This is a genomic window from Salinivibrio sp. IB574, assembly GCF_001996205.1.
GTDB classification, from domain to species: domain Bacteria; phylum Pseudomonadota; class Gammaproteobacteria; order Enterobacterales; family Vibrionaceae; genus Salinivibrio; species Salinivibrio proteolyticus.
Genome location: NZ_MUFN01000002.1, coordinates 83,287 through 109,118 on the forward strand (window position 1 = coordinate 83,287; position 25,832 = coordinate 109,118).

At 51.7% G+C, this 25,832-nt stretch carries 23 protein-coding genes and 1 pseudogene; 2 read left to right on the top strand and 22 right to left on the bottom strand.

Annotation, left to right across the window (positions count from 1 at the left end; genetic code table 11):
- Positions 1–12: 12 nt before the first annotated feature.
- From BZJ17_RS01080 to BZJ17_RS01090, 3 genes are all read right to left on the bottom strand, one after another.
- On the bottom strand, positions 13–462 hold the full coding sequence (locus BZJ17_RS01080; RefSeq protein ID WP_240531929.1) for a regulatory protein RecX: 450 nt from the start codon (positions 460–462) through the stop codon (positions 13–15).
- A complete protein-coding gene (recA, locus tag BZJ17_RS01085) occupies positions 462–1,508 on the bottom strand; it encodes a recombinase RecA (protein WP_069591106.1) in 1,047 nt (348 codons plus the stop codon). The genes BZJ17_RS01080 and recA overlap by 1 nt, the downstream gene beginning before the upstream one ends.
- Positions 1,509–1,641: 133 nt before the next feature.
- Complete coding sequence (locus BZJ17_RS01090) at positions 1,642–2,124, bottom strand: CinA family protein (protein WP_077479402.1); 483 nt, start codon at positions 2,122–2,124, stop codon at positions 1,642–1,644.
- 178 nt (positions 2,125–2,302) lie between these two features.
- On the opposite strand from BZJ17_RS01090, the gene mutS reads away from it, so the two are divergent.
- Positions 2,303–4,693: a DNA mismatch repair protein MutS gene (mutS, locus tag BZJ17_RS01095; protein WP_347230974.1), complete on the top strand. Its 2,391-nt coding sequence runs from the start codon at positions 2,303–2,305 to the stop codon at positions 4,691–4,693.
- A 68-nt stretch (positions 4,694–4,761) separates the two neighbouring features.
- Here mutS and rpoS read toward each other — a convergent pair whose 3' ends face one another.
- From rpoS to rlmD, 13 genes are all read right to left on the bottom strand, one after another.
- Positions 4,762–5,736, bottom strand: a complete 975-nt coding sequence (gene rpoS, locus BZJ17_RS01100; protein ID WP_069591112.1) for an RNA polymerase sigma factor RpoS — start codon at positions 5,734–5,736, stop codon at positions 4,762–4,764.
- Positions 5,737–5,833: 97 nt separating this feature from the next.
- Complete coding sequence (gene nlpD, locus BZJ17_RS01105; RefSeq protein WP_069591114.1) at positions 5,834–6,739, bottom strand: murein hydrolase activator NlpD; 906 nt, start codon at positions 6,737–6,739, stop codon at positions 5,834–5,836.
- 33 nt (positions 6,740–6,772) lie between these two features.
- Complete coding sequence (locus BZJ17_RS01110; RefSeq protein WP_069591116.1) at positions 6,773–7,393, bottom strand: protein-L-isoaspartate(D-aspartate) O-methyltransferase; 621 nt, start codon at positions 7,391–7,393, stop codon at positions 6,773–6,775.
- 78 nt (positions 7,394–7,471) lie between these two features.
- Entirely contained in the window at positions 7,472–8,209 is a 738-nt protein-coding gene (gene surE, locus BZJ17_RS01115; RefSeq protein ID WP_077639512.1) for a 5'/3'-nucleotidase SurE, read from the bottom strand.
- Entirely contained in the window at positions 8,190–9,227 is a 1,038-nt protein-coding gene (truD, locus tag BZJ17_RS01120) for a tRNA pseudouridine(13) synthase TruD (protein WP_077639513.1), read from the bottom strand. Before truD ends, surE begins: the two co-directional genes overlap by 20 nt.
- Positions 9,224–9,703, bottom strand: coding sequence for a 2-C-methyl-D-erythritol 2,4-cyclodiphosphate synthase (gene ispF / locus BZJ17_RS01125; protein ID WP_108743760.1), 480 nt, complete (start codon positions 9,701–9,703; stop codon positions 9,224–9,226). Before ispF ends, truD begins: the two co-directional genes overlap by 4 nt.
- Positions 9,703–10,401, bottom strand: a complete 699-nt coding sequence (ispD, locus tag BZJ17_RS01130) for a 2-C-methyl-D-erythritol 4-phosphate cytidylyltransferase (RefSeq protein ID WP_077639515.1) — start codon at positions 10,399–10,401, stop codon at positions 9,703–9,705. The genes ispF and ispD overlap by 1 nt, the downstream gene beginning before the upstream one ends.
- Positions 10,402–10,443: 42 nt before the next feature.
- On the bottom strand, positions 10,444–10,722 hold the full coding sequence (gene ftsB / locus BZJ17_RS01135) for a cell division protein FtsB (protein ID WP_069591125.1): 279 nt from the start codon (positions 10,720–10,722) through the stop codon (positions 10,444–10,446).
- A gap of 242 nt (positions 10,723–10,964) precedes the next feature.
- The gene (gene eno, locus BZJ17_RS01140) at positions 10,965–12,263 is read right to left on the bottom strand and encodes a phosphopyruvate hydratase (protein WP_077455265.1); all 1,299 of its coding nucleotides are present in this window, start codon (positions 12,261–12,263) and stop codon (positions 10,965–10,967) included.
- Between the two features lie 77 nt (positions 12,264–12,340).
- A complete protein-coding gene (locus BZJ17_RS01145) occupies positions 12,341–13,975 on the bottom strand; it encodes a CTP synthase (RefSeq protein WP_069591319.1) in 1,635 nt (544 codons plus the stop codon).
- A gap of 140 nt (positions 13,976–14,115) precedes the next feature.
- Positions 14,116–14,925 carry a nucleoside triphosphate pyrophosphohydrolase gene (gene mazG, locus BZJ17_RS01150; RefSeq protein ID WP_077639516.1) on the bottom strand — a complete coding sequence of 270 codons (810 nt, stop codon included), beginning with the start codon at positions 14,923–14,925 and terminating at the stop codon, positions 14,116–14,118.
- Between the two features lie 48 nt (positions 14,926–14,973).
- A complete protein-coding gene (relA, locus tag BZJ17_RS01155) occupies positions 14,974–17,187 on the bottom strand; it encodes a GTP diphosphokinase (protein WP_077639517.1) in 2,214 nt (737 codons plus the stop codon).
- Positions 17,188–17,278: 91 nt separating this feature from the next.
- Positions 17,279–18,595 carry a 23S rRNA (uracil(1939)-C(5))-methyltransferase RlmD gene (rlmD, locus tag BZJ17_RS01160; protein ID WP_077639518.1) on the bottom strand — a complete coding sequence of 439 codons (1,317 nt, stop codon included), beginning with the start codon at positions 18,593–18,595 and terminating at the stop codon, positions 17,279–17,281.
- Positions 18,596–18,745: 150 nt separating this feature from the next.
- Between rlmD and barA the strand changes: the two genes are divergently transcribed.
- Complete coding sequence (gene barA, locus BZJ17_RS01165) at positions 18,746–21,508, top strand: two-component sensor histidine kinase BarA (RefSeq protein ID WP_069591310.1); 2,763 nt, start codon at positions 18,746–18,748, stop codon at positions 21,506–21,508.
- A gap of 16 nt (positions 21,509–21,524) precedes the next feature.
- Here the strand turns inward: barA and acpS are convergent.
- The 6 genes and pseudogenes from acpS to lepB form a co-directional block, all read right to left on the bottom strand.
- Positions 21,525–21,877 (bottom strand): annotated as a pseudogene (acpS, locus tag BZJ17_RS17125) (holo-ACP synthase).
- Positions 21,877–22,608 (bottom strand): pyridoxine 5'-phosphate synthase, encoded by a 732-nt coding sequence (gene pdxJ, locus BZJ17_RS01175; protein ID WP_069591306.1) that lies wholly within the window; start codon positions 22,606–22,608, stop codon positions 21,877–21,879. Before pdxJ ends, acpS begins: the two are co-directional and overlap by 1 nt.
- 2 nt (positions 22,609–22,610) lie before the next feature.
- A complete protein-coding gene (gene recO / locus BZJ17_RS01180; protein ID WP_069591305.1) occupies positions 22,611–23,306 on the bottom strand; it encodes a DNA repair protein RecO in 696 nt (231 codons plus the stop codon).
- A gap of 36 nt (positions 23,307–23,342) precedes the next feature.
- On the bottom strand, positions 23,343–24,248 hold the full coding sequence (era, locus tag BZJ17_RS01185) for a GTPase Era (RefSeq protein ID WP_069591303.1): 906 nt from the start codon (positions 24,246–24,248) through the stop codon (positions 23,343–23,345).
- Positions 24,245–24,919, bottom strand: a complete 675-nt coding sequence (gene rnc, locus BZJ17_RS01190; RefSeq protein ID WP_069591301.1) for a ribonuclease III — start codon at positions 24,917–24,919, stop codon at positions 24,245–24,247. The genes era and rnc overlap by 4 nt, the downstream gene beginning before the upstream one ends.
- A gap of 12 nt (positions 24,920–24,931) precedes the next feature.
- Positions 24,932–25,831, bottom strand: coding sequence for a signal peptidase I (gene lepB / locus BZJ17_RS01195; protein ID WP_077455272.1), 900 nt, complete (start codon positions 25,829–25,831; stop codon positions 24,932–24,934).
- Position 25,832 lies beyond the last annotated feature (1 nt).

The window sequence follows — 25,832 nt, forward strand, 5'->3', positions numbered from 1 at the left end:
TTGATGAGGAAATTAGTCGTTGGAGAGCGCGTATTGGATTTGATCGAAGTTAAAGCCCCGCGATTGCAAAAAGCGCATCCGCTTGGCTTTGAGCTTTTGATCCGCGGGTGGGATCACGCCATCAATATCGGCATATTTGCGCTGTGCAGTTTCTTTCGCCAAGGCAAACCAATCAATCTCAGCTGCTTGCTCTGCTTGAGAAAGTAACTCGCTATCGACCCCTTTACGCTTGGCATCTTGGCAGATGCGCAACCAGCCATGTTGTTTGCTGATCCCTTGGCGTAATAGGCTCGCTGCAAAACGGGCATCATCTAACCAACCCCGCTCTAAGCAAGTTGCCAAGGTGCTTTCAATCGTTTCGCTATCAAAGTCACGCTGCTCAAGCTTTTGACGCAACTCTTGTACAGAATGATCGCGGCGGGCCAATAAGCCCACCGCAATCTCTTGGCACGATGACGACATTACAAATCGTCTTCTGTTTCTGCCTGCGCGTCAGCTTCTACCACTTCGTTATTCAATGCGGTTTGCAACAGCATTTCACGCAATGTGGTATCGAGCTCTTTCGCGATATGTGGGTTCTCTTTGAGGTACTTACAGGCGTTAGCTTTACCTTGGCCAATTTTATCGCCTTTGTAGCTGTACCACGCCCCCGCTTTCTCGACCAGCTTGTGCTTGACCCCGAGATCAATCAGTTCGCCATGCAGGTTAATGCCTTGGCCATAAAGAATTTGGAATTCAGCTTGCTTAAAGGGCGCCGCGACTTTGTTTTTCACCACTTTCACACGGGTGTCGTTACCGACCACTTCGTCGCCTTCTTTGATCGCACCAATACGACGAATATCCAAGCGCACCGACGCATAGAATTTCAGTGCGTTACCTCCCGTGGTGGTTTCGGGGTTACCGAACATCACACCAATCTTCATCCGGATTTGGTTGATGAATACCATCAAGGTGTTGCTGTTTTTGATGTTGGCGGTCAATTTACGCATCGCTTGTGACAGCATGCGTGCCTGAAGGCCCATGTGAGAATCACCCATCTCACCTTCAATTTCCGCTTTTGGTGTCAACGCCGCTACCGAGTCAATCACGATCATATCGACAGCACCGGAGCGGGTCAGTGCATCAGCAATTTCTAGCGCTTGCTCACCTGTGTCTGGCTGTGAAACCAAAAGGTTATCAATATCGACACCTAACTTACGGGCGTAAACAGGGTCTAGTGCGTGCTCGGCATCGATAAACGCACAGGTTTTGCCCATTTTTTGGGCTTCGGCAATCGCTTGTAGGGTCAGGGTTGTTTTACCCGATGATTCCGGGCCATAAATTTCAACAATACGGCCAAATGGCAATCCTCCCGCCCCTAGCGCAATATCCAGAGACAATGAGCCGGTCGATACGGTTTCGATGTCCATGGTGCGGTCATCGCCAAGGCGCATAATAGAGCCTTTACCAAATTGCTTTTCGATTTGTCCAAGCGCAGCGGCAAGCGCCTTTTCTTTGTTATCGTCCATTTCAGTCTCCAAGAAATAAAACTCAATCTATGCGACGAGAAAGCTGTCGTTAATGCGGTCAAGTATACTGTCCATTTATACAGTGTCTAGAGCTGATCAGAAAAAATCTGATGTGTCCCACAACCCAAACACGTCACTGTAGCCGATTTAAAACATGACCAAGTGCGTGCGCAATGGTTTGCTCGCGCACTTGACGGCGGTGGCCGTCAAAGTGACAGACTTCGGTCTCGGTTTCATCCTCTCGCCATGCCCACGCAAACCAGACGGTGCCTACTGGTTTTTCTTCACTCCCTCCTGATGGCCCGGCCACGCCGCTAACGGCAATCGCAACATCTGCGTTTGCACGCTCACGCGCGCCCTCAGCCATTGCCGTCACCACAGGTTCACTCACTGCGCCATACTGCTCGAGCGCCATATCAGGTACCTTCACCAAACGCTGCTTCGCGTCATTGCTGTAAGTCACGAAGGCTTGATGGAACCATTGTGAACTACCCGCAACATCCGTCAGGCAATAGGCGATTCCCCCACCCGTGCATGACTCAGCGGTGGTGATGGTCAATTGTGCATCAGCCAGTACATCACCTAGCTGCTTTGCCAGTGAATATAAGTGGTCCACGTGTTTCTCCTTTTTCATGGCACCGAAATCCACATGACGTGGCTTTACCCTGTGCCCCGACATCACGTATTCTAAGCGGCCTTAACGTTCCATTTTGCAGGTCTAGTCGTGACAGTACAAGCGCTCGAAAAACACACGCCCATGATGCAACAGTATCTCAAGTTAAAAGCTCAGCACCCTGAGGAGCTGCTCTTTTACCGCTTACCATGCGGTAGAAGGATACCTTGCCAAGCTTGTCCAATTGGGCGAACCCGTTGCCATTTGCGAGCAGATTGGCGATCCGGCCACCAGCAAAGGACCCGTCGAGCGCCAAGTTGTGCGTATTGTCACACCCGGCACCGTCTCTGATGAGGCATTACTCAGCGAGCGAGTGGATAATTTAGTGGCCGCCATCATCGCCGATGATACTGGCTTCGGCTTTGCCACCTTAGATATTACGTCCGGCCGTTTTGTGCTGAGTGAGCCACAAACGTTAGAACAAATGCAGGCAGAGCTGCAGCGTACCCAACCGGCCGAACTGCTCTATCCTGAGGATTTTGCCTACCCCGACCTGCTTTCGGTAAGCAAAGGCGCCCGCCGCCGTCCTATTTGGGAGTTTGACCTCGATACGGCCCGTAGTCAGTTGACCGCCCAATTTGGCACCCGAGACCTTATTGGTTTTGGCGTGGAAGACTGTGCGCGCGGGCTCAGTGCCGCAGGCTGTTTGTTGCAATACGCCAAAGATACTCAGCGCACCGCCCTACCTCATATTCGGGCGATTATCAAAGAACAACAAGACAGCGCGGTGGTGCTAGATGCTGCGACACGCCGCAATCTTGAGATCACACAAAACCTTGCTGGCGGCCATGACAATACCTTGGCCGACGTGCTGGATCGTACCACCACCCCGATGGGAAGCCGCTTGCTTAAGCGTTGGCTACATCAACCGCTCCGCGACCGAAGGGTACTCAATCAACGATTGGATGCGATAGAGACATTGCTTGATACTGGGCTTTATGGCGATCTCGCCGCCGAGCTCAAGCCCGTTGGCGATATTGAACGCGTGTTAGCACGCTTGGCGATGCGCTCTGCTCGTCCACGCGATATGGCCCGCCTACGGACTGCGCTTGCACAGCTGCCGGCGATTCAGTCACAGCTCAGTGAATTGAATCACCCCGCGTTTGCACACTATGCCAAAGCAACTCAGCCTATGCCTGAGCTTACAGATTTGCTGACGCGGGCAATTGTCGATAACCCGCCGGTGGTGATCCGTGATGGTGGAGTCATTGCCCCCGGCTATCACGCGGAACTCGATGAATGGCGTGAGCTGTCTGACGGCGCATCGCGCTACCTTGAGGAGCTAGAACAGCGCGAGCGTGACAAGTACGGTATTGATACTTTAAAGGTCGGCTACAACCAAGTGCATGGCTTTTATATCCAGATTAGCCGCGCACAAAGCGATCGCGTCCCTGCGCATTACATTCGCCGTCAAACGCTTAAAAACGCGGAGCGCTATATCATTGCTGAGCTCAAAGAGCATGAAGACAAGGTGCTAAGCTCCAAGTCTACGGCTTTGGCACTGGAAAAACGGTTGTGGGAAGAGCTGTTTGATTTATTGCTTCCTCACCTTGCTCAATTGCAGGGTGCGGCTGAAGCGTTATCCGCCCTCGATGTGCTGTGTAATCTCGCCGAGCGCGCTGACACGCTTAATTATCACCGCCCTCAGCTCAGTGACCAAGCCGGTGTGGAGATTGAAGCAGGTCGCCATCCAGTCGTCGAACAAGTGATGACAGACCCCTTCATTCCGAACCCTATCTCACTGAGCCCTGAACGGCGTATGCTGATCATTACCGGCCCTAATATGGGGGGTAAGTCGACCTACATGCGTCAAACCGCGCTGATTGCTTTGTTGGCCCATATTGGTGCGTATGTGCCTGCCGACAGTGCCGTCATTGGACCGGTCGATCGCATTTTCACCCGTATTGGTGCGTCTGACGATCTTGCCTCAGGACGCTCCACCTTTATGGTAGAAATGACAGAAACGGCCAATATTTTGCACAATGCAACCGCACACAGTTTAGTCTTGATGGATGAAATTGGCCGTGGCACCAGTACCTATGATGGCTTATCACTGGCATGGGCCAGTGCTGAATGGCTGGCCGAGAAGATTCAAGCTATGACTCTGTTTGCCACTCATTATTTTGAGCTCACCGAACTACCGTGGCAAATGGACGGCTTGGTGAATGTCCACCTGGACGCGGTGGAGCATGGTGATGAGATTGCCTTTATGCACGCCGTACAAGAAGGCGCGGCGAGTAAATCTTACGGGCTAGCGGTAGCAGGATTAGCTGGCGTCCCTAAACCGGTGATCCGCCGAGCCAAGCATAAATTGGCGCAGTTAGAACAAAGTGGCCAACAAAAAGTCACTGGCGACACATCTAACAATCAGGCCGTGCCAACACAGCTCCCTTTGCTTCCTGAACCCAGTGAGCTCGATCAGGCCGTTGACGCGCTCAACCCCGATGAGATGACACCTCGTCAAGCGCTTGATGCACTCTATGCACTCAAAGCCCTCCAACAGTCTCGCTAATCATCCCATAACGCATTAAAAAGGACGGCACCTTGGCCGTCCTTTTTTGCTTATTGCGATTAGAGCCGTTATTGCTCGACATTAAACAAAGACTCAATACTCAGTCCTTGCTGGGTCAACATATCGCGTAGGCGACGCAATCCTTCAACTTGAATTTGACGCACGCGCTCACGGGTTAGACCGATTTCACGTCCGACGTCTTCAAGCGTGGAGGCCTCGTGGCCAAGAAGGCCAAAGCGACGCGCCAACACTTCACGTTGTTTAGGATTCAGCTCTTGTAGCCATTGCACGATCGACTTTTTCATATCGTCGTCTTGCGTGGTGTGCTCTGGACCATCTTGTTTTTCATCGGCGATGATATCCAGCAGCGCTTTTTCTGAATCCCCACCAATTGGGTTATCCACCGAGCCAATGCGTTCGTTCAAACGCAGCATACGATTGACATCTTCGACCGGTTTATCAAGTTGGGCCGCAATGTCTTCGGCAGTCGGTTCATGGTCCAGTTTTTGCGCCAGTTCACGCGCCGTACGCAGGTAGACATTCAGCTCTTTCACCACATGAATCGGCAAGCGAATAGTACGCGTCTGGTTCATGATGGCACGCTCAATGGTCTGGCGAATCCACCATGTAGCGTAGGTAGAGAATCGGAAGCCTCGTTCTGGATCGAACTTTTCAACGGCGCGAATCAGGCCTAAATTGCCTTCTTCGACCAGATCCAATAGCGCAAGACCTCGGTTAGAGTAGCGTCGAGAAATTTTCACCACCAAGCGGAGGTTACTCTCGATCATGCGTTTACGCGCCACTTCGTCACCACGTAGGGCACGACGCGCATACAACACTTCTTCCTCGGCGGTCAGCAGGGGTGAAAAACCAATTTCACTCAAGTAGAGTTGTGTGGCATCTAGGGCTTTGGATGTCGCAGCGTGCTGTTGTACAGCCTCTTCAACCTCTTCGGCAACCTCTTCAACTTGCGCATCCAAGGTCTCGAAATCCACGTCTTGATCCAAGCCGTCCAGTTTTTTCGCGGTGTTAGTTTGGCTCATAGCGCCTCCCTTATGGCGTAGCAGCTAAGCAGAGCGCATCTCTGCTTTCACCGGCCCCGTCACACTGGTGGCTTGACGATCTCACGCTTTTGTAGCGCTATCGCTTAGGCAAGTAATGCAACGGATTGACCGATTTTCCTTTGTAGCGAATCTCAAAATGCAACCGAACACTGTTTGTACCTGTACTGCCCATTGAAGCTATTTTCTGCCCCTTTTTGACAGACTGGCCTTCTGAAACCAAGAACCTGTCATTATGTGCATACGCACTCAGGTAATCATCATTGTGTTTCACTATTATTAATTTGCCGTAACCTCGAAGCGCGCTTCCGGCGTATACGACTTTTCCGTCTGCCGCTGCCTGAATGCTTTGTCCTCGTTGTCCAGCAATATCTATGCCTTTATTGCCTCGTTCAGTGCTAGAAAATCGCGACACCATTCGGCCGTTGGTTGGCCACTGCCAGCTTATCTGTTGGTTAGATACGCTCGCCGTCCGCTTGTTGTTAACAGCTTGTTTACTTTTTTGTTTAGTTTGACTGTACCCTGTGGCTGATTGGGCTTCAACTGCTTTTTGTTGCGAAACCGCCGTTTTCGCCTTCTTTTCTTGACCGAATTTACCATTTTCGGTGCTTTTACTAGAAGATACTGCTACCGCCGCAGCTTTTGCAGCTGAACTTGTGGCAGAGGCCACATTTGTTGCCCCTGAGGTGGACTTTGCCACATCAGGACGCTGATAGGCAGGCTTCCACAACGCTAAGGTTTGACCCGGATAAATGGTGTAAGGCGGTTGAAGGTTGTTATGTTTGATGATGTCGTCAATATCACGATCGGTGATGTAGGCGATATAGTAGAGCGTATCGCCTTTCTTCACTTCGTAGTAGCTACCGCGATAGCTGCCTCTATCGACACTGGAGTAGTCAGGCGTCACACTAGATACGGGCGCCGGGCCATGCCAAGCACACCCAGAAAGTATGACTACTGATAAAAGAAAAAACGCGATTTTCATCTGTTTTTAGTTTCTACTCCATAGATAGCGTAGTTAGGCCAGTTCGCCGGCAACAAGGGGCACAAAACGCACCGATTCAATCGTTTCGGTCAGAAACTCTTCGCCCTGCCTTGTCACCTTGATGAGCGTTTGTTGGTGCTCTCCAACGGGAATTAACATCACACCGCCTTCTGTCAATTGTTGGCATAATGCATCTGGAATACGCTCTGCCGCCGCGGTGACGATAATCCCATCATAAGGACCTTTCGCCGGCCAGCCTTGCCAACCATCACCGTGCTTGGTGGCCACATTATAAATGTCGAGCTGCTTGAGGCGTCGCTTGGCGAGCATTTGCAGCTGCTTAATCCGTTCAACGGAATAAACCTGATCCACCAGCTGAGCAAGAATCGCCGTTTGATAGCCAGAGCCGGTTCCTATTTCCAAAATGCGACTGTCGCGTCGCAAATTGAGCAATGTTGTCATCTTAGCCACAATATAAGGTTGTGAAATAGTTTGTCCCCACCCAATCGGTAACGCATTGTTTCCGTATGCTTGGTGAGTCATGGCTTCAGAGACAAACAGATGCCGGGGCACTGCTTGCATTGCATCTAGAACGCTTTGGTTATCAATACCTTGTTGCTGCAAAAATTGAATAAGTGATTGCGCTTGACTCAACGTCTGCTTCCTTTATCACTGAGTATTAATCGAACGAGATAGGCTGGCGCGTTAACTTCGCCAGCCTGTTTTCAGTAGCTATTCCGCTAACCACTGAGAAAACGCTCCGAGCGTGTCGTGAGCGGTAAGATCCACTTGAAGCGGCGTAATAGATACGTATTGCTCCGCTATGGCGTGAAAATCCGTGCCCGGCCCAGCATCTTGCGTTTTTCCGGGCGCACCGATCCAGTATATGGGTTTCCCACGCGGATCGCCCTGTTTTATCACATCTTCGGCATGATGACGGGCACCAAGACGAGTCACTTTCCATCCTTTTAACGCATCAATCGCCACATCCGGCACATTGATATTAATCAGACGGTGACTGGGCGCGGCATGGCGTTGGTTTTTAGCCAAAAACTGCTTAATCACATGGGCGGCGGTATCAAAATGCCGATGACCACATAATGAAACCGCGATGGCAGGGGCGCCGAGAAAGAACCCTTCCGTGGCCGCGGCAACGGTGCCAGAGTAAAGCACATCATCGCCCAAGTTTGCACCGTGGTTAATTCCAGTGATCACGAAGTCAGGTTGCCACGGAACCAATTGATTCAGAGCTAAATGTACCGAGTCAGTGGGCGTACCTTGCACCGCAAAACGCCCGGGACCTAGTTCACGAACCCGCAGCGGATTTTCAAGCGTTAATGAATTCGACGCGCCCGAACAATTTCGATCCGGTGCAGCGACCACCACCTCGGCTATCTCACTCAATGCATGAGTGAGCGTTTGGATCCCTTGCGCGTGGTAGCCATCGTCATTACTGATCAGTATGCGCATCCTGCTCTCCTTGTTCTTGTGGGCTAATCAGCTCGCGCATCACTGTGGTGGCGAAAGCGCCGGCAGGCAGAGAAAAACGCACACACAAGCTGTCTGCACCGAGCTCCCACGTCATATTTTGCGGTAGCAAGCAGATCTCTCGACGGTCATGGCGCATGCGGTTATTGCGGATCACGGCCAGCAGGTCCGGCTCTTTATCGAGAATCGCCTGCTCAAACTGCTGTGCACTGTCTGTGGTAGGCAGTGCGTTGTCACCGGTCAGAGGGGCGGTAATACGCATCCCTTCAACGCCGGCTTGGTTGCAGGCGACCAGTTGATCGTCATCGTCAACGCACAGATCACCCGCCAGTGTTTGGCTAAAACAGCCTGCCTCGAGACGTGCTGAAACCACGTGATTAAACAGCAATGAACGCGCCGCAGAGAGGTAAAAACTGCGCTTACTTTTATCTTTTACCTTGCGCTCACCGCGTCCCCATGCTCGCGCTGCGTCAAGGTTGTTCCCTTCTCGGCCGAAACGCTGCTCACCAAAGTAATTAGGGACGCCTTGGCTTGCAATCGCCTCTAAGCGCGGCACCAACGCACTCGGATTGGCTAGAGCGCGGATCTGTAGCACAAAATCATTCCCGATAAGATCACCGGGCCGCAGTTTTTGATGGTGGCGAGCGGTCGCCTCAATGCTCAGTACGCCGGGATGCGTGGCGACAAACTCGTTTAAATCAGGATCGGCTTTGCCCGGTAATTGTACGCTGAACCACTGCTCGGTCACCGCATGCCTATCTTTCAGGCCCGCCCAACTCACTTGTCGTGATGGCACACCGCATGCTTTAGCCAGCTCATTGGCCACATAGCGCGTATTCTCGCCACGCTTTTTGATTCGCACTAGGAAGTGTTCACCGGCTCCCGACGGGGTAAAACCGAGGGTTTCCGAGACGTAAAAGTCGTCTGGCGAGTGTTTGATTTGGCCGGATTGAGTCGGCTGGCCATGCATATAAGCCAGTGGAGCAAGTACGTCTGTCATAGCGTCTCTTTTGTTAATAGCACAACGGCTTCACAAGCAATGCCCTCTTTACGCCCAGTAAAACCGAGTCGCTCTGAGGTGGTTGCTTTTACATTAATGGCATCGATGGGGGCCTTTAGATCGTCAGCAATCGCCGCACACATGGCGGGAATATGCGGGCCCATCTTTGGCGCTTGGGCGATGATAGTGATATCTGCATTACCCAAACGATAACCTTTTTCTTGTACTTTGCGGTAAACGTCGCGCAGCAACATACGACTGTCCGCACCTTTCCACTCATCACTGGTGTCTGGGAAATGCTGGCCAATGTCACCGGCAGCAATCGCGCCCAACAATGCATCACACAGGGCGTGAAGTGCCACATCACCGTCCGAGTGCGCAAGCAACCCGTGTTCATAAGGCACAGCGACACCACCAATGATCACCGGGCCATCACCACCAAATTTGTGTACATCAAACCCATGTCCAATTCGCATCATGATTTGCCTTCTTGTTGCGATAAGTAAAACTCGGCCAGCACCCTATCTTCAGGATGCGTCACTTTAATATTGCTGGCACTGGCAGGAACTAATAGCGGATGGCCACCCGCCGCCTCAATCGCCGACGCGTCATCAGTCACCTGATCACCAGCGCTTGCCAATGCCACTTTTAAGTGCAGGGTGGGAAACATTTGTGGCGTCAAGGCATGCCACAGTGCCTGTCTGTCGACAGTCTGTGCAATACAGCCATCCGGCTGTGCCCGCTTCATAGTGTCGCGAACCGGAGCAGCTAAGATCGCGCCGTCAGAATGGCTTTGGGCTGCGTGAATCAACGCATCAATGTCTTTGTGAGTGACGCAGGGGCGTGCTGCATCATGCACCATCACCCAACGGGTCTGTACCACCTCAAGCCCTGCCTGTACCGATTGCGCCCGCGTTGCACCGCCTGTGACGACGGTAATATCCGGATTGTCGCCCAGTCCGGTCTCAGCGAAATAGCCATCGTTCTCACCGATCGCGATAATCACGTGGTCAATCGCAGCATGACTCAGCAAGCGTTCAACGGTGTGGGTGATTAACGGCTTACCTGAAAGGTGTAAATACTGCTTTGGACAGTCTGCCTGCATGCGACTGCCTACACCAGCGGCGGGCACCACCGCTGTAATTCCTGATTGCAAAGAGGCTTTTTCTACCACGCGTTTTCTCTTTGATTAGTCCGCGATCGTGCGGATGATGGGTTATCGCGTTGCGTCGACTAAACGAAAAAAGGTTTCGTCAGGTTTAATCATGCCCAACTCATTACGGGCGCGCTCTTCAATCGCTTCTTGTCCACGCTTGAGATCCGCGATTTCGGCATACATTTGTTGGTTGCGCTTCACCAGCTTTTGGTTCGCTTGTTGTTGCACCACGACGTTTGCCTGAGTGTGCCAATAATCCATAACGCCATTCTTGCCCAGCCACAATTCATATTGCAGCCATGCCAGAGTGATAAATAGCGCAACAGATAGCAGTCTCATGGTTTCACTCCTTAGGTGTTCAGTGGGCCAGCAACGTCAATTATGCTAACCGCATAGGCTAGCGGATCAGGCCGCCGGTGTCATGGTTTTCTGTTTATCTGGCGCGTGAAGATGCGCTCAAACGCACCTCTTATCCATTCATACGCCCCTGAATACAAAAAAGCCGCCATAAAGGCGGCTTTTGGGGTCAACAGTGAAAGGCAAGGTGCCTTTCCATCACAGCCAATCGGCTGCGACTTTTATTATTGACCTTTAACTTCTTTCAGACCGTTAAACGGTGCTTTTTCACCCAGCGCTTCTTCGATACGGATCAGCTGGTTGTACTTGGCAACACGGTCAGAACGGCTCATAGAACCAGTTTTGATTTGGCCTGCTGCAGTACCAACCGCCAAGTCAGCGATGGTTGCGTCTTCAGTTTCACCTGAACGGTGAGAGATTACGGCAGTATAGCCCGCGTCTTTCGCCATCTTGATCGCAGCCAAGGTTTCGGTCAGAGAACCGATTTGGTTGAATTTGATCAGGATAGAGTTCGCCACACCTTTCTCGATGCCTTCTTTCAGGATCTTGGTGTTGGTTACGAACAGGTCATCACCCACTAGCTGAAGTTTGTCACCCAGCAGTTCAGTTTGGTGCTTAAAGCCATCCCAATCTGACTCGTCTAGGCCGTCTTCGATAGACACGATTGGGTACTCTTCAGCCAGTTTCGCCAGGTAGTGGTTAAACTCTTCTGAAGTAAAGGTTTTACCTTCACCCTTCATGTTGTAGATGCCTTGCTCTTTGTCATAGAACTCAGACGCAGCACAGTCCATCGCTAGCGTGATGTCTTTACCTAGCTCGTAGCCTGCTTTCTCAACCGCTTCTTTGATCGCAGCAAGCGCAGCAGCGTTTGACTCTAGGTTAGGCGCGAAACCACCTTCGTCACCAACAGCAGTGCTTAGGCCTTTGGCCTTCAGAACTTTGGCTAGGTTGTGGAATACTTCCGCACCAATGCGCAGTGCTTCTTTCAGGGTTTTCGCACCAACAGGTTGGATCATGAACTCTTGGATATCAACGTTGTTGTCCGCGTGCTCACCACCGTTGAGGATGTTCATCATTGGTAGAGGCATTGAGAACTGACCCGCCGTGCCGTTTAGTTCAGCGATGTGCTCAAACAAAGGCATGCCTTTCGCCGCCGCAGCAGCTTTTGCGTTAGCCAGAGAAACCGCTAGGATCGCGTTAGCACCGAACTTAGATTTGTTCTCAGTGCCGTCAAGGTCGATCATCACCTGATCGATGTCAGCTTGGGCTTTCGCGTCTTTACCTAGCAGTGCTTCTGCGATTGGGCCGTTAACCGCTTCAATCGCTTTCAGTACGCCTTTACCCATGAAACGTGACTTGTCACCGTCACGCAGCTCTAGTGCTTCGCGAGAACCGGTAGACGCACCTGATGGCGCTGCCGCCATACCAACAAAGCCACCTTCCAAGTGCACTTCTGCTTCTACAGTTGGGTTACCGCGTGAATCGATAATTTCACGACCTAGAACTTTAACGATCTTAGACATTGTGATTCCTCTCGTCTGTCATTGTATTCAAAAAATAAAAAGCGGCCGCCCGTCAGGACTACCGCTTCACATTTGTGTTATAGCTCACCGCGCTGCTTTTTACCTGCAGCCGCAACGAACCCGGCGAATAGCGGGTGGCCGTCGCGAGGAGTCGAGGTGAACTCTGGGTGGAACTGACAGGCCACAAACCATGGATGTGCTGGGTTTTCGATGATTTCTACCAGCTTCTTGTCCGCCGACAAGCCCGATACAAGTAGACCGGTTTTTTCCAATTGTGGACGCAGCAAGTTATTCACTTCGTAGCGATGACGATGGCGCTCGTGGATTTGAGTGTTGCCATATAGCTGATGCGCTTTAGACCCTTCAGACAGGTGGCAAAGCTGTGCGCCTAGACGCATAGTGCCACCTAAATCAGAGGATTCGCTACGCTCTTCCACGTTACCTTCTTCATCGACCCACTCGGTGATCAATCCCACCACTGGGTATTTGCTGTCTTTGCTGAATTCGGTGGAGTTAGCTCCTTCCATCCCAGCAACATTACGGGCGTATTCAATTAACGCCACTTGCATGCCTAAACAAATGCCAAGATACGGCACTTTGTTTTCACGCGCATATTGTGCGGCAAGGATTTTGCCTTCGACGCCGCGATCACCAAAACCGCCCGGAACCAAGATCGCATCTAAACCGTCGAGCAGCTCAGTGCCGCGGGTTTCGAGATCTTGTGAGTCAACATACTTGATGTTGACGGTCAGACGATTTTTCAATCCGCCATGCTTCAACGCTTCGTTGACTGATTTATACGCGTCAGGCAGTTCGATGTACTTACCTACCATACCAATGGTGACTTCACCCATTGGATTGGCTTCTTCATAAATGACTTGTTCCCATTCAGACAGGTCGGCCTCCGGCGCTTGGATGCCAAAGCGCTGACAAACCAAGTCGTCCAGCCCTTGAGAGCGAATCAATGAAGGAATTTTGTAGATTGAATCCACATCCTTCATGGTGATAACCGCTTTCTCTGGTACGTTACAGAACAGTGCAATTTTTGCACGCTCATTGGCTGGAATTGGACGCTCACTACGGCAAACAAGGACATCCGGCTGGATACCAATCGATAGAAGCTCTTTTACCGAGTGCTGGGTCGGCTTGGTTTTCACTTCACCCGCCGCAGCCAAGTATGGCACCAAGGTAAGGTGCATAAACATCGCACGCTCACGACCGACTTCCACGGTCAGTTGGCGAATCGCTTCAAGGAATGGCAGTGATTCAATATCACCGACAGTGCCGCCAATTTCCACGATCACCACGTCGTGACCTTCACCACCGGCGATGATGCGGTCTTTGATCGAGTTAGTGATGTGTGGAATCACCTGAATGGTCGCTCCCAGGTAATCTCCGCGGCGCTCTTTGCGCAGAACATCCGCGTATACGCGACCAGAGGTAAAGTTATTACGCTTGGTCATTTTGGTGCGGATAAAGCGCTCGTAGTGACCGAGGTCAAGGTCGGTCTCAGCGCCGTCTTCCGTGACGAATACTTCCCCGTGCTGGGTAGGGCTCATTGTCCCTGGATCCACGTTGATATAAGGGTCGAGTTTCATGATGGTGACGTTGAGGCCACGCGCTTCAAGAATGGCTGCCAATGAGGCTGCAGCAATACCCTTACCGAGGGAGGATACAACACCGCCCGTAACAAAAATGTAATTCGTCGTCATGCTAAACCTGAGAGTTGGATTTAGAGGAAATTAATGGAAATCTGGACGGGAAGTCATGATACCAGACCCCACTCACTCCCACAACGTGAAAACTATCACACACCATACTGTTTTTATTTGTCGCAAATCAATGATGAAACTTACAGCGTGTTGCTTTTTTCCTGCTTTTTGACCTGTTGCCAGGCCGATTCCAGTTCATCTAACTGACATTCTTGAATATTTTTTTCATCATTGCGTAATTGAGTTTCAACTTGACGGAAACGCCGTTCGAATTTTTGATTCGCGTTACGCAACGCGGATTCCGCATCCGTGCCGACGTGGCGTGCCAGGTTTACCACCGAAAACAATAAATCGCCGATTTCTTCTTCCACCCGCGCGGGGTCTACCGGCGTGATTGCCAGTTCTTGCTCAACCTCGGCAATTTCTTCGCGTACTTTATCGAGCACCGGCGCCACCGCATCCCAATCAAACCCCACTCGCGCACAACGTTTTTGCAGTTTGTGTGCGCGCACCAGTGCGGGAAGCCCTAACGTAACGCCGTCTAACACGCTAGTGGGTTGCTCTGACGCCGCTTTGTCGGCACGCTCCTGCGCTTTAATCCCTTCCCAATCCGGGCCGTGCAGCGGCTCACCTTGACTGTCTTTAGGACCAAAGACATGCGGGTGACGACGGGTGAGTTTGTCACAAATCGCCCCCACGACGGCGTCAAAATCAAAACGATTTTGCTCGTGTCCCAATTGACTGTAGAACACTATTTGAAAGAGTAAATCGCCTAATTCATCTTTTAGGTCCGACCAGTGCTCACGCTCAATGGCATCGGCCACTTCATAGGCTTCTTCGAGCGTGTGAGGCACGATGGAGGCAAAAGTTTGGGCTTTATCCCAGTCGCACCCCTGTTGTGGGTCGCGCAAGGTCGCCATGATAGTCAGTAAATCGTCAATCGACGCCATACTTCGTTATCCTTAAAAAAACGCCCTGTCGATAACAGGGCGTGATGTTTATCTGAGTCGTTTGGCTTCTACCACATCCTTGACCTGCTCCAGCCGGTTTACAATTCGGCTAAGCGTGTCGAGATCGGAAATCTCTAAATCAAAGTCCATGATAGACATCTGCTTTTTGTAATCGACGCGGCTTTGCATGCCCGCAACGCGGACTTTTTCATTGCTGAGCACGGTATTAATGTCTTTGACTAATCCGGTCCGTTCATTGGCGGATAAGCGAATGCGCACATGGTATTGCCCGACATGCCCTTTCCCCCATACGGTGGCGATGATTCGCTCCGGCGCATGGTGACGAAGTTCGTTCAGTTGCTCACAATCCGCACGGTGTACTGAGATTCCGCGTCCTTGGGTCACAAAGCCCATAATGTCATCACCTGGCAGCGGCTGACAGCAACGCGCGAGGTGGGTCATCAGGTTATCAACCCCTTCAACCACCACCGCATCACGATGGGTTTTTCCACCTACGGTTTTTTGTTCACTTTGCTGAAGTTTTTCCAGCAACTGTTGCTCTTCTTCTTCCAAGCTTGGCTTGTTGATCAGGCTGTTAATGTGATTAACCACCTGATTGATGCGCAGATCGCCACTTCCGACCCCCGCGTACAGCTCTTCCAGTGAATTCACATTGAAGCGCTTGAGCGCCAAACTCGCATCTTTACTGGCACCGCCAATTTTTTGTAGTTCGGTATCGAGAATTTCTTTACCCGCGGCAATGTTTTTATCTCTGTCTTGTTTGCGGAACCAAGCATTGATTTTTGCCCGCGCTCGGCTCGAATTCACAAAGCCTAAGCTTGGGTTCAACCAGTCACGTGAGGGGTTGGGCTCTTTTTGGGTGATAATTTCAACCTGATCCCCCATCTGCAAGTGATAGGTGAAAGGCACAATGCGTCCTTCTACCTTGGCACCAATGCAACGATGGCCGACTTCAGAGTGAATGTGGTAGGCAAAGTCGAGCGGCGTTGCACCGCTTGGCAAGTCGACCACATCACCACGCGGTGTAAAAGCATACACGCGATCATCAAAGACTTGGCTGCGCAACTCATCCAGCATTTCGCCTGAGTCTGACATCTCTTCTTGCCACGCCAAGAGTTTTCGCAGCCAGGTAATTTTCTCATCGTAGCCACTGCGTCCACTGGCCGAGCCTTCTTTGTACTTCCAGTGCGCCGCCACCCCAAGCTCCGCATCATCATGCATTTGACGGGTGCGAATTTGAATTTCGACCGGTTTGCCTTCCGGCCCCAACACGACGGTGTGAATCGACTGATAACCGTTGGGTTTGGGGTTGGCGACGTAATCATCGAACTCTTTCGGCAAGTGGCGATATTTGGTGTGCACCGCGCCCAATGCGGCGTAACAGTCTTGTAGCTCTTCGGCGATAATGCGCACCGCACGTACATCAAACAGTTCATCAAACTGCAGATTTTTTTTCTGCATTTTGCGCCAAATACTGTAGATATGCTTGGGACGGCCATACACTTGCGCGTTGATGTGGGAGGCTTCCATCGCCTGCTGCAGATCGGTGACAAACGCGGTAATGTAGTTTTCGCGATCGATGCGCCGCTCAGCCAGTTGCTTCGCGATTTGTTTATAGGTCTGCGCGTGCTGGTAGCGGAAGGCGTAGTCTTCGATTTCCCATTTTAACTGACCAATACCGAGACGGTTGGCCAATGGTGCATAGATGTTGGCACTCTCTTTCGCCGCCTGCAGACGCACCTCTTCCGGTGCATCTTTAACTTCACGCAGATAGCAAATACGTTCCGCCAGCTTGATCACCACGCAACGGAAATCTTCGACCATAGACAGCAACATGCGGCGAACATTATCCACCTGCGCGGAGGTCGCTTCGGCATCGGTTTGAGTATTCAAATGACGGATGGCGGCGGTTTGCTGCACGCCCTCAATCAGTTTGACAATCGCGGGCGAATAGCGCTCTTCCAAGGTATCGAGTGCCAGCAATTTGGCTTCCACCACCGGGAAGAAGAGCGCGGCGAGGAGCGTGTCGGCGTCCATACTCAGGGTCACCAAGATTTCAATCATCTCTCGGCCACGCCACAGCGGTTGGCTCAGCGCCGTGTCATCCCCTAACGTACGACAATAATTATACCCATCCAGCAGTGCTTGAGCGGTTGAGGCGTCTTGTCCTAACCGCGCAATCCAAGTTTGAAGATCAAAGGCTTCATCTTCATGCAGATGGGCTTCTCGTACCGCAACCATAACTGTTCCTATCCTTATCTTTCGCCTCAGCGAAAGAGGCATATCCATGTTTAACCGCGTGGCTTTAGATCGAACACATCATTGACGACTCCTAGCGTCGAAACAGTGCCATGGATTCCAAATGCCCTGTTTGCGGAAACATATCAAGCATACTCAAGCGAGTTAGTTGGTAACCCTGCGCCAACAACACGCGACTATCCCGCGCCAGCGTTGCTGGGTTGCAGGACACATAAACAATGTGTGTAGCGCTAGATTGTGCCACAAAGTCCATCACTCCGGCAGCCCCTGCTCGGGCAGGATCGAGCAGGATTTTATCAAATGCGTGCCGTGTCCAGTCCCCATTCAGCGTCTCACCATTGAGATCTGCTTGGTAAAACTGCGCATTGCTTACTTGGTTGACCTTCGCATTATTCTGAGCTTGCGACACCATCGCCTCAACCCCTTCTACACCAATCACGGTTTTCGCCTGTTTTGCCATGGGGATGCTGAAATTGCCAAGACCACAAAACAGATCCAACACCACATCGGTTGACGCAAGCTCTAGCCAATTCAGAGCTTGGGCAACCATCTTTTGGTTCACCGCCGCGTTGACTTGAATAAAGTCGCCAGGCTGAAAATGGAGGCGGGTTTGTTGGCTCTCGTAATACGGAGGCTCGCCCACCACTCGCTCAAGCGGCCCGTCAGCTTGCTGCCAATACAACATGCAGCCTGTCAGCTCTGCCCATGCTTGAAGCGCTTGCCTATCTTCTGGATGCAACGCCTTGGTGGTGCGCAACGACGCAATACAGCCATTGTCTGCCTCAATCAAATCAACATGGCCGAGGATTCGGCGTCCTCGCAGCCCATCTAAACAAGGCCGTAAGCTAGCAAGCAGCTGATTTAAGGGTTCACTGAGAACAGGACAGTGGCCCACATCGACAATGGCATTGCTTTGACGGGCTCGAAACCCCATGGTCAGCGCCCCTTTATTATCGACTTTCAAGCTGATGCGCGCGCGACGACGATACTGCCAAGGGCTATCGATAGCGCCATCTGACAGCTCGACCGTCTCGTCTCCGGCAAATTTTTCAATCAATTCTGTCAGCACTGCGCGCTTGTGTGCCACTTGGCCTGAATGGCTTAAATGCTGCAAACTACAGCCGCCACATTGCTGATACAAAGGACAAGCCGGCTCAATGCGAGTTTCCGCGCGCTGGTCGAGTTTAATCAGTTTGGCCCGCGCATACTGGCGCTTTTGCTCGGTGAGCTGCACCAGCGCCTGTTCACCGGGCAAGGTACCCGGAACAAAGACAGGTTTTTTCTGCCAATAGCCGACCCCATCACCGTGGTGGTCGAGGCGTTGAATCGCGAGCAACTGATGCTTTTGTTCAACGTTTTTTTTCTTCTGAGGCTTAAAAAAGCGCGCCATGGTGGATTCCAGTGTCAAAGTGCTTGTCGTCGCAAGCGAGTCAAAGAGGTCCTGCCAGTGGGAGTTGTGATAGTTCGCTGACTATTTAGTTATTGAATCATGTACACTGGCAGCTAATTACAGCCATTATTTTCCCATAGTTTATCCAGCATGACCAAATATGGACTCCGCACCCGTGTCTCCGTGTTGACCATTGCGCCTACCTTGATTGTTGGCCTCCTGCTGAGTGCGTTCTTTACCAGCACGCGTTATCAGGATTTGGAACAACAACTTACCATCACAGGGTCTGCCATTATCGAGCCTTTGGCGATTGCCAGTGAGGTTGGATTAAAAAACGATAGCCGCGAAAATGTGCGACGCTTGATTGGCTTTGCGCACCGTCAGCACTCCCAGTTTGTGCGCAGTATTGCGGTGTTCGATCGCCACAACGAATTGTTTGTTACCTCCAACTATCACCGTGATTTGGCGATGCTATCGGTCAATAATGGCCAACCCATCCCGACCCAGTTACAGGTAAGCCAACAGCAAGAGACCCTGATTTTACGGGCGCCTATTCTGGAAATTGGCCGTTTTACGCCTGGGTTAAACGTCGAGCGCCCCTTAGGCTATATTGCGATGGAGCTGGATCTAAGCTCGGTGCGGCTAAAGCAATATCAAGAGATGATCACCGCATTGGTGATGGTCGCACTCGGCGTGATCCTCTCATGCTTCTTTGCATACCGATTGATCTCAGATGTCACCCACCCTATTGCGAATATGGTGAGCTTAGTCGATAGAATCCGTCGCGGGCACTTGGATGTTCGTATTGAAGGTGAGCTGCTGGGTGAGCTCGACACCCTCAAAAATGGCATCAACGCCATGGCCATTTCGCTTTCCGAGTATCACTTGGAAATGCAGCAAAGCATTGATCAGGCTACCTGTGACTTGCGCGAAACCCTCGAGCAGCTCGAGATCCAAAACGTTGAATTAGACATTGCCAAAAAGAATGCTCAAGAAGCCGCTCGGGTGAAATCTGAGTTCTTAGCGAATATGTCTCACGAGTTGAGAACGCCTTTGAACGGGGTGATTGGCTTTACCCGTCAGATGTTGAAAACAGAGTTGAGCAGTAGCCAACGCGATTACTTGCTGACCATAGAAAAGTCGGCCAACAACCTATTGACCATCATCAACGACATTCTCGACTTCTCCAAACTCGAAGCTGGGAAACTGCTGCTGGAAAACATTCCTTTTGACTTCCAAGACATGCTGGATGAAGTCATGCGTCTGCTCGCACCCATGGCGCATGAAAAAGGGCTGGAGCTAACCTTACGTGCCGATGCCCGTATCCCTGCTGGCGCGGTTGGTGACCCGCTACGTATTCAGCAAGTGCTGATCAACTTGATTGGTAATGCTGCCAAATTCACAGAGCGCGGCAATATTGATGTCAGTGTCGATTTAAAACAGCTACATGATGAAACCATGGAGCTGCAGTTTATGGTCAAAGATACCGGCATTGGCATCTCAGAGCGCCAGCAAGCCCAGCTTTTCCAAGCCTTCCGTCAGGCCGATGCCAGTATCTCACGCCGTTATGGCGGGACAGGCCTTGGGTTGGTGATCACCCAAAAATTGGTGCAACAGATGGGCGGAGACATCGGCTTTACCAGTCGCCTCCACCAAGGTTCTTCATTCTGGTTTACGTTGAAACTCACGCAGACTGATTTACCCGTCTCGCAGCCAATTGATATCGAGCCGCTGGTTGGCCGTGATCTGGTGATTGTTGAACCCAACCCTCGCACACGGGAAATCCTCCGCCATCGATTAGGGCAAGTGGGGTTAAACATCGATACCGTCGCCGATGTCGAGATGCTCAGCGATCACGCATACACCTTTGCGCTGTTATGTTTTGACGCCGGAAAAATGCCAGAAATCGAAAGCATGAAACAAGCCGTGCTCGCCTGTGAGCAGCGAGCAAACAGTGTGATTGTGTGTCTACCGACCACTGAGCTGGAAGCCTCCGAACACTTATTAAAAGCCGGCGTCAGCGCCTGCATTGCAAAACCTATCCCGCAACGCAAGCTCCTTGAGACATTACTGGGCTCGCCCGAGCCTACGCCGCTACCGCTGCCGAAACCCAGCAGCCATCAAAAAGCGCCGTACACAGTGATGACCGTCGATGATAACCCCGCCAACTTAAAGCTGATCACCGCTTTGCTGGCCGAACGGGTCGAGAAAGTGGTGACCGCCGAAAATGGGGTTAAAGCCTTAGCACTTGCCCACCAGCAAGCTTTCGACATCATCTTGATGGATATCCAGATGCCAGAAATGGATGGGGTCACGGCCTGTCAGGAAATTCGTAAAGCGGGCATGAATCAGCAAACCCCCATTGTGGCTGTCACCGCCCATGCGATGCCGGGCGAGCGCGAGCGCCTATTGGAAGCGGGCATGGATGACTATCTGACCAAACCGATTGAAGAAGCCATGTTAGAAAGCACCCTCGCACGCTGGCTACGCTTTGACGAGCTTTCCGCCGTGACGGTGAGTGATGTGGAACCCGCCCCGAAAGCGGTTTGCACCGATCAAAGTGCGCGCCACCTCGATTGGCAACGAGCGTTAAGCCAAGCCGCGGGTAAAGAAGATCTCGCCAAAGAAATGCTAGAGATGCTAATTGCCTCATTTGCTGGTGTCAAAACCATCGTGGAGCACGCATTGGCCGGTACCTGCTCTACCGAGGATTTATGGCAAGCAATTCATAAGTTACATGGCAGCTGCGCATACAGCGGGGTTCCGCAACTCAAAGCGCTGTGCCATGAGCTAGAAACGCAGCTCAAAGCAGGCGCAGATATCGACACCGTCGAGCCAGAGTTATTGGAACTACAAGATGAGATTGCCCATATCGAACAACTGGCGCCCCAGTATTTGAACGACGACGCGTAAAACACCCTCGGCGGCCTTAAGCCGCCGGTGTGCCTTCAAGGATTACGTGCGCCACCGCATAAGCTTTTTCATCAGAGAGCGTCAGCCAGCAGTGGCTGACACCTCGAGCTATCGCTAGCTGTTGTGCCTTGCCAGACAGGGTCAGCACGGGCTGCCCCGACGGTTGATTGCTCACCGTAAAGTCTTGAAAGCTGACCCCTTGAGCAATCCCGGTTCCTAGTGCTNATAGCGCCCTGGCTGCTGAGTTGCCGCCATTTGCGCCCGCTCTGGCTCAGTCAGAATACGATCCGCAAAACGGACACTGCGAGACAGCGCCGCCTCAATGCGCGCTATCTCAACAATGTCAGTGCCAACGCCTAAAATGGCCATTAGCGACGCGCGGATTCCATGATCGCTTTCATATCCGCCACAGCTTTTTGCAGGCCATCAAACATGGCGCGGCCAATAATCGCGTGACCAATATTCAGCTCATGCATTTCTGGCATCGCCGCAATCGGCGTGACGTTATGGTAAGTCAGGCCGTGTCCGGCGTTCACTTTAATGCCCAGATCCGCCGCGTAGCTGGCAGCAGCGGAAATCTTCTTCAATTCAGCTTGGCGGTCGTTGTCGTTACTGGCATCAGCATAGTGACCTGTATGCAGCTCGATATAAGGCGCACCACACTGGTGAGCGGCATCAATCTGCTCACGGTCAGCATCGATAAATAGCGACACTTTTATGCCAGCCTGAGTCAGAGTTTGTGTTGCCGCTTTTACTTTGTCTAACTGACCGGCGACATCTAACCCTCCCTCCGTGGTCAATTCTTCACGCTTTTCGGGAACTAAGCAGACGAATTCGGGTTGGGTGTCGAGGGCAATTTTCACCATTTCATCGGTCACTGCCATTTCTAAATTCATGCGCGTTTGTAGCGTTTCTTTGAGAATGCGCACATCGCGGTCCGTGATATGACGACGATCTTCACGCAAATGGACAGTGATGCCATCCGCTCCGGCACGTTCTGCCATTTCAGCCGCGTGGACAGGATCTGGGTACGCGGTGCCACGCGCATTACGCACAGTGGCAATGTGATCAATATTCACACCCAAGTAAATCTTATTCATGATTATTTCCTTCTAAACAATTCTCTGCTTTTTAGCGGCTTAGGGCCTAAGTATGGCTTAAGCGCAATGCGTGTAAACCGCTTCGCAGCCCGCAATTGGTCGCTGGTGTCAAATTGACGCGTCGCCAGCGCACGCAGATCGTGACCGGTAAACTGCCGCTGTTGGCTTTTCATCAGGGACGCGACAAACCCTTGTTGTTCGCGAAACAGATACGTCATGTTATCGTCAATCGGGTCACCACTGCCAGCGCAATGAAGAAAATCAACCCCATAGCCCAGCGCCTCGAGTAACGCGAGTTCAAAACGGCGCAGTGCCGGCTCGGGGTTGTTATAGCGTGCTAGTTGCGTCAGTGCAGTGACATAATCGAGGAAGACCGTCGGGTACGGCGTTTGCGGCTCAAGGACGCGCATTAAAACTTCGTTGAGATAAAAGCCAGAATAGAGCGCATTACCAGAAAGTGGTAACGCTAAACCGGTCGCTTCAGCGCTCCGTAAAGTACGCAATTCACCGCGACCGCCCCATTTTAGCAACAGTGGGGTGAAAGGTTGTAAGGCGCCTTTGAGTGCAGAGCGCTTACCGCGCGCGCCTTTAGCCAGCAAGCTAACTCGGCCCTCGCCTTCAGAGAACACATCAAGGATCAGGCTGGTTTCGCTATAGGGGCGTGAGTGAAGCACAAAACCGCGTTGAAAGCCGTCCACGCCGCCCCTCCTGTGTATGGCTACCGAGTGGGTAACTTAGAGATCGTCAATGTAGCCCAAGCTGCGCAGTGCACGTTCGTCATCTGCCCAACCGGATTTTACTTTGACCCAAAGCTCGAGGTAGACCTTGCGCTCAAACAGATCTTCCATATCGAGTCGGGCCTCGCGGCCGATACGTTTGATTTTCTCGCCGCCTTTACCAATCACCATTTTCTTTTGGCCATGGCGCTCGACCAAAATCAGGCCATTGATATGAAAACCATCCGTCTCTGGATTGTAATCAAAGCGCTCGATTTCGACGGTCACCGAGTAAGGCAACTCTTCACCCGTGAAACGCATTAGCTTTTCACGAATGATTTCTGACGCCATAAAGCGTTGCGAGCGATCTGTCACATACTCTTCAGGGAAGTAGTACTCACACTCAGGCAACGCATCGCGAACACGCTGCTCGACCACATCGATATTGGTACCGTGTTTCGCGGATACAGGGATCACATCAACAAACTCCATCTTTTCCGACAAGGTTTGTAGGTGCGGGAAGAGTTCGGTCTTTTCACGCACATTATCGACTTTGTTAACCAAGAGTACGGTTGGCAACCCTGAACGCGCCAGCTTGTTCAGAACCATTTCGTCATCTTTGGTCCAGTGGGTACCATCCACCAAGAAAAGAACGAGCTCAACATCGGTCAACGAGCTGTTTGCCGCTCGGTTCATCAGGCGGTTGATCGCGCGCTTTTCTTCAATATGCAGCCCCGGCGTGTCTACATAGACGGCTTGATAGTTATCACGGGTATCTACGCCCATGATACGGTGACGCGTGGTTTGCGGTTTGCGTGACGTAATCGAGAGCTTTTGCCCAACGAGACGATTGAGCAAGGTCGATTTGCCGACGTTTGGACGCCCGACTATGGCGATAAATCCGCAGTGCTGTGCTTGTGTCATTGTGCCAACTTCTGTAATGCTAACTCTGCAGCCGCTTGCTCTGCCTTGCGACGACTGCTGCCTTTACCTATCACAGAACGCTCCAGTCCTGCCACTTGACACTCCACCGTAAACTCTTGGTTGTGTGCCTCGCCACGTACTTTCATTACCGTGTAAGACGGTAACGGTTTACGCTTGCCTTGTAGGTGCTCTTGCAAGCGGGTTTTGGGATCTTTTTGGCTGACGCCCGGCTCAATGGTATTTAAGCGTTGTTGATACCAATTGAGGATAATGCGCTGCACCGTATCAATATCACTATCCAAAAAGATAGCACCAATCAGCGCTTCTACCGCATCCGCCAAAATTGAGTCTCGGCGGTAGCCGCCACTTTTAAGTTCTCCTGGGCCAAGGCGCAGTACTTCGCCCAGTGAAAACTCACGGCCAATCTCAGCCAAGGTATTGCCACGAACCAAGGTCGCGCGCATACGACTCATATCCCCCTCATCCACTTTAGGAAAACGGTGGTAGAGATCGTCAGCAATCACAAAGCTGAGAATGGAATCCCCCAGAAACTCCAAACGCTCATTGTGGGTGCCATTGGCGCTTCTGTGTGTCAGTGCAAGCTCAAGTAATGCCGCGTTATTGAATTGGTAACCAATCTCACGCTGCAGTTTATCTGTTAGTGTTGTCATCATGTTCCAGAATTAATTAATACCACCAATACGGTTAAAGCGAACGCCTGTCGGCACCCAAGATGGTAGCCAGCTATCACTGTCGCGTTCGAACTCAAAGCTTACCCATATAGCTACCGCCTTACCGACCAAGTTGCGTTCAGGGACAAATCCCCAGAAACGGCTATCGGCACTGTTATCTCGGTTATCTCCCATCATGAAGTAGTGGCCTTCTGGCACCACCCAGCGGTTAACGCCCGGACGAGGCTGATAAGCAGCCACGCGGTCATTGCGGGATGGGTTCACGAGGATCTGGTGTGCTTGCGCGCCCAAGGTTTCTTGCGCCTGAATCAAGTTCACACCGCCTTGGGAAAACTCGCTCGGCTCAATATTATCAATGGGCACAGGCTCGCATTGTGATTGCCCTTTTGGCTGGATACACAGTCGTTTTTCTTTGGTATAGACAATGGTATCGCCGGGCAATCCGATCGTTCGCTTGATGTAATCGATATTCGGTTGTGGTGGATACTTAAAGACCACGATATCACCGCGTTCCGGTTTGCCGGTTTCAACCAGCTCGGTATGAAACGCAGGATCGCGCAGCCCATAGGCAAACTTTTCCACCAAAATAAAATCGCCAACCAGCAAGGTTGGCATCATGGATCCTGATGGAATTTGAAAAGGCTCATAAATAAAGGATCGCAAGACCAATACCACGGCAATGACCGGGAAAATCGATACCGCGTTCTCAATCCAGCTGGGCTGAGGCGCCACCTTGGCGACTTGTTCGCTATCGACGTCGCTGTCAGACACATTGAGGGTTTTCGCGGCCGCTTGGCGACGTTGCGGCGCCCAACGGTACTTGTCTAATACCCAAATTATGCCGGTGACCACAGTCACCAACACCAGTATCAAAGAAAATGTATTGGCCATA

Bases quoted from the DNA above. Each gene is read 5' to 3' on its own strand.
- BZJ17_RS01080 (WP_240531929.1), bottom strand. From the start codon at position 462: ATGTCGTCATCGTGCCAAGAGATTGCGGTGGGCTTATTGGCCCGCCGC.
- recA (WP_069591106.1), bottom strand. From the start codon at position 1,508: ATGGACGATAACAAAGAAAAGGCGCTTGCCGCTGCGCTTGGACAAATC.
- rpoS (WP_069591112.1), bottom strand. From the start codon at position 5,736: ATGAGCCAAACTAACACCGCGAAAAAACTGGACGGCTTGGATCAAGAC.
- nlpD (WP_069591114.1), bottom strand. From the start codon at position 6,739: ATGAAAATCGCGTTTTTTCTTTTATCAGTAGTCATACTTTCTGGGTGT.
- surE (WP_077639512.1), bottom strand. From the start codon at position 8,209: ATGCGCATACTGATCAGTAATGACGATGGCTACCACGCGCAAGGGATC.
- truD (WP_077639513.1), bottom strand. From the start codon at position 9,227: ATGACAGACGTACTTGCTCCACTGGCTTATATGCATGGCCAGCCGACT.
- ispF (WP_108743760.1), bottom strand. From the start codon at position 9,703: ATGCGAATTGGACATGGGTTTGATGTACACAAATTTGGTGGTGATGGC.
- ftsB (WP_069591125.1), bottom strand. From the start codon at position 10,722: ATGAGACTGCTATCTGTTGCGCTATTTATCACTCTGGCATGGCTGCAA.
- eno (WP_077455265.1), bottom strand. From the start codon at position 12,263: ATGTCTAAGATCGTTAAAGTTCTAGGTCGTGAAATTATCGATTCACGC.
- BZJ17_RS01145 (WP_069591319.1), bottom strand. From the start codon at position 13,975: ATGACGACGAATTACATTTTTGTTACGGGCGGTGTTGTATCCTCCCTC.
- mazG (WP_077639516.1), bottom strand. From the start codon at position 14,925: ATGGCGTCGATTGACGATTTACTGACTATCATGGCGACCTTGCGCGAC.
- relA (WP_077639517.1), bottom strand. From the start codon at position 17,187: ATGGTTGCGGTACGAGAAGCCCATCTGCATGAAGATGAAGCCTTTGAT.
- rlmD (WP_077639518.1), bottom strand. From the start codon at position 18,595: ATGGCGCGCTTTTTTAAGCCTCAGAAGAAAAAAAACGTTGAACAAAAG.
- barA (WP_069591310.1), top strand. From the start codon at position 18,746: ATGACCAAATATGGACTCCGCACCCGTGTCTCCGTGTTGACCATTGCG.
- pdxJ (WP_069591306.1), bottom strand. From the start codon at position 22,608: ATGAATAAGATTTACTTGGGTGTGAATATTGATCACATTGCCACTGTG.
- era (WP_069591303.1), bottom strand. From the start codon at position 24,248: ATGACACAAGCACAGCACTGCGGATTTATCGCCATAGTCGGGCGTCCA.
- rnc (WP_069591301.1), bottom strand. From the start codon at position 24,919: ATGACAACACTAACAGATAAACTGCAGCGTGAGATTGGTTACCAATTC.
- lepB (WP_077455272.1), bottom strand. From the start codon at position 25,831: ATGGCCAATACATTTTCTTTGATACTGGTGTTGGTGACTGTGGTCACC.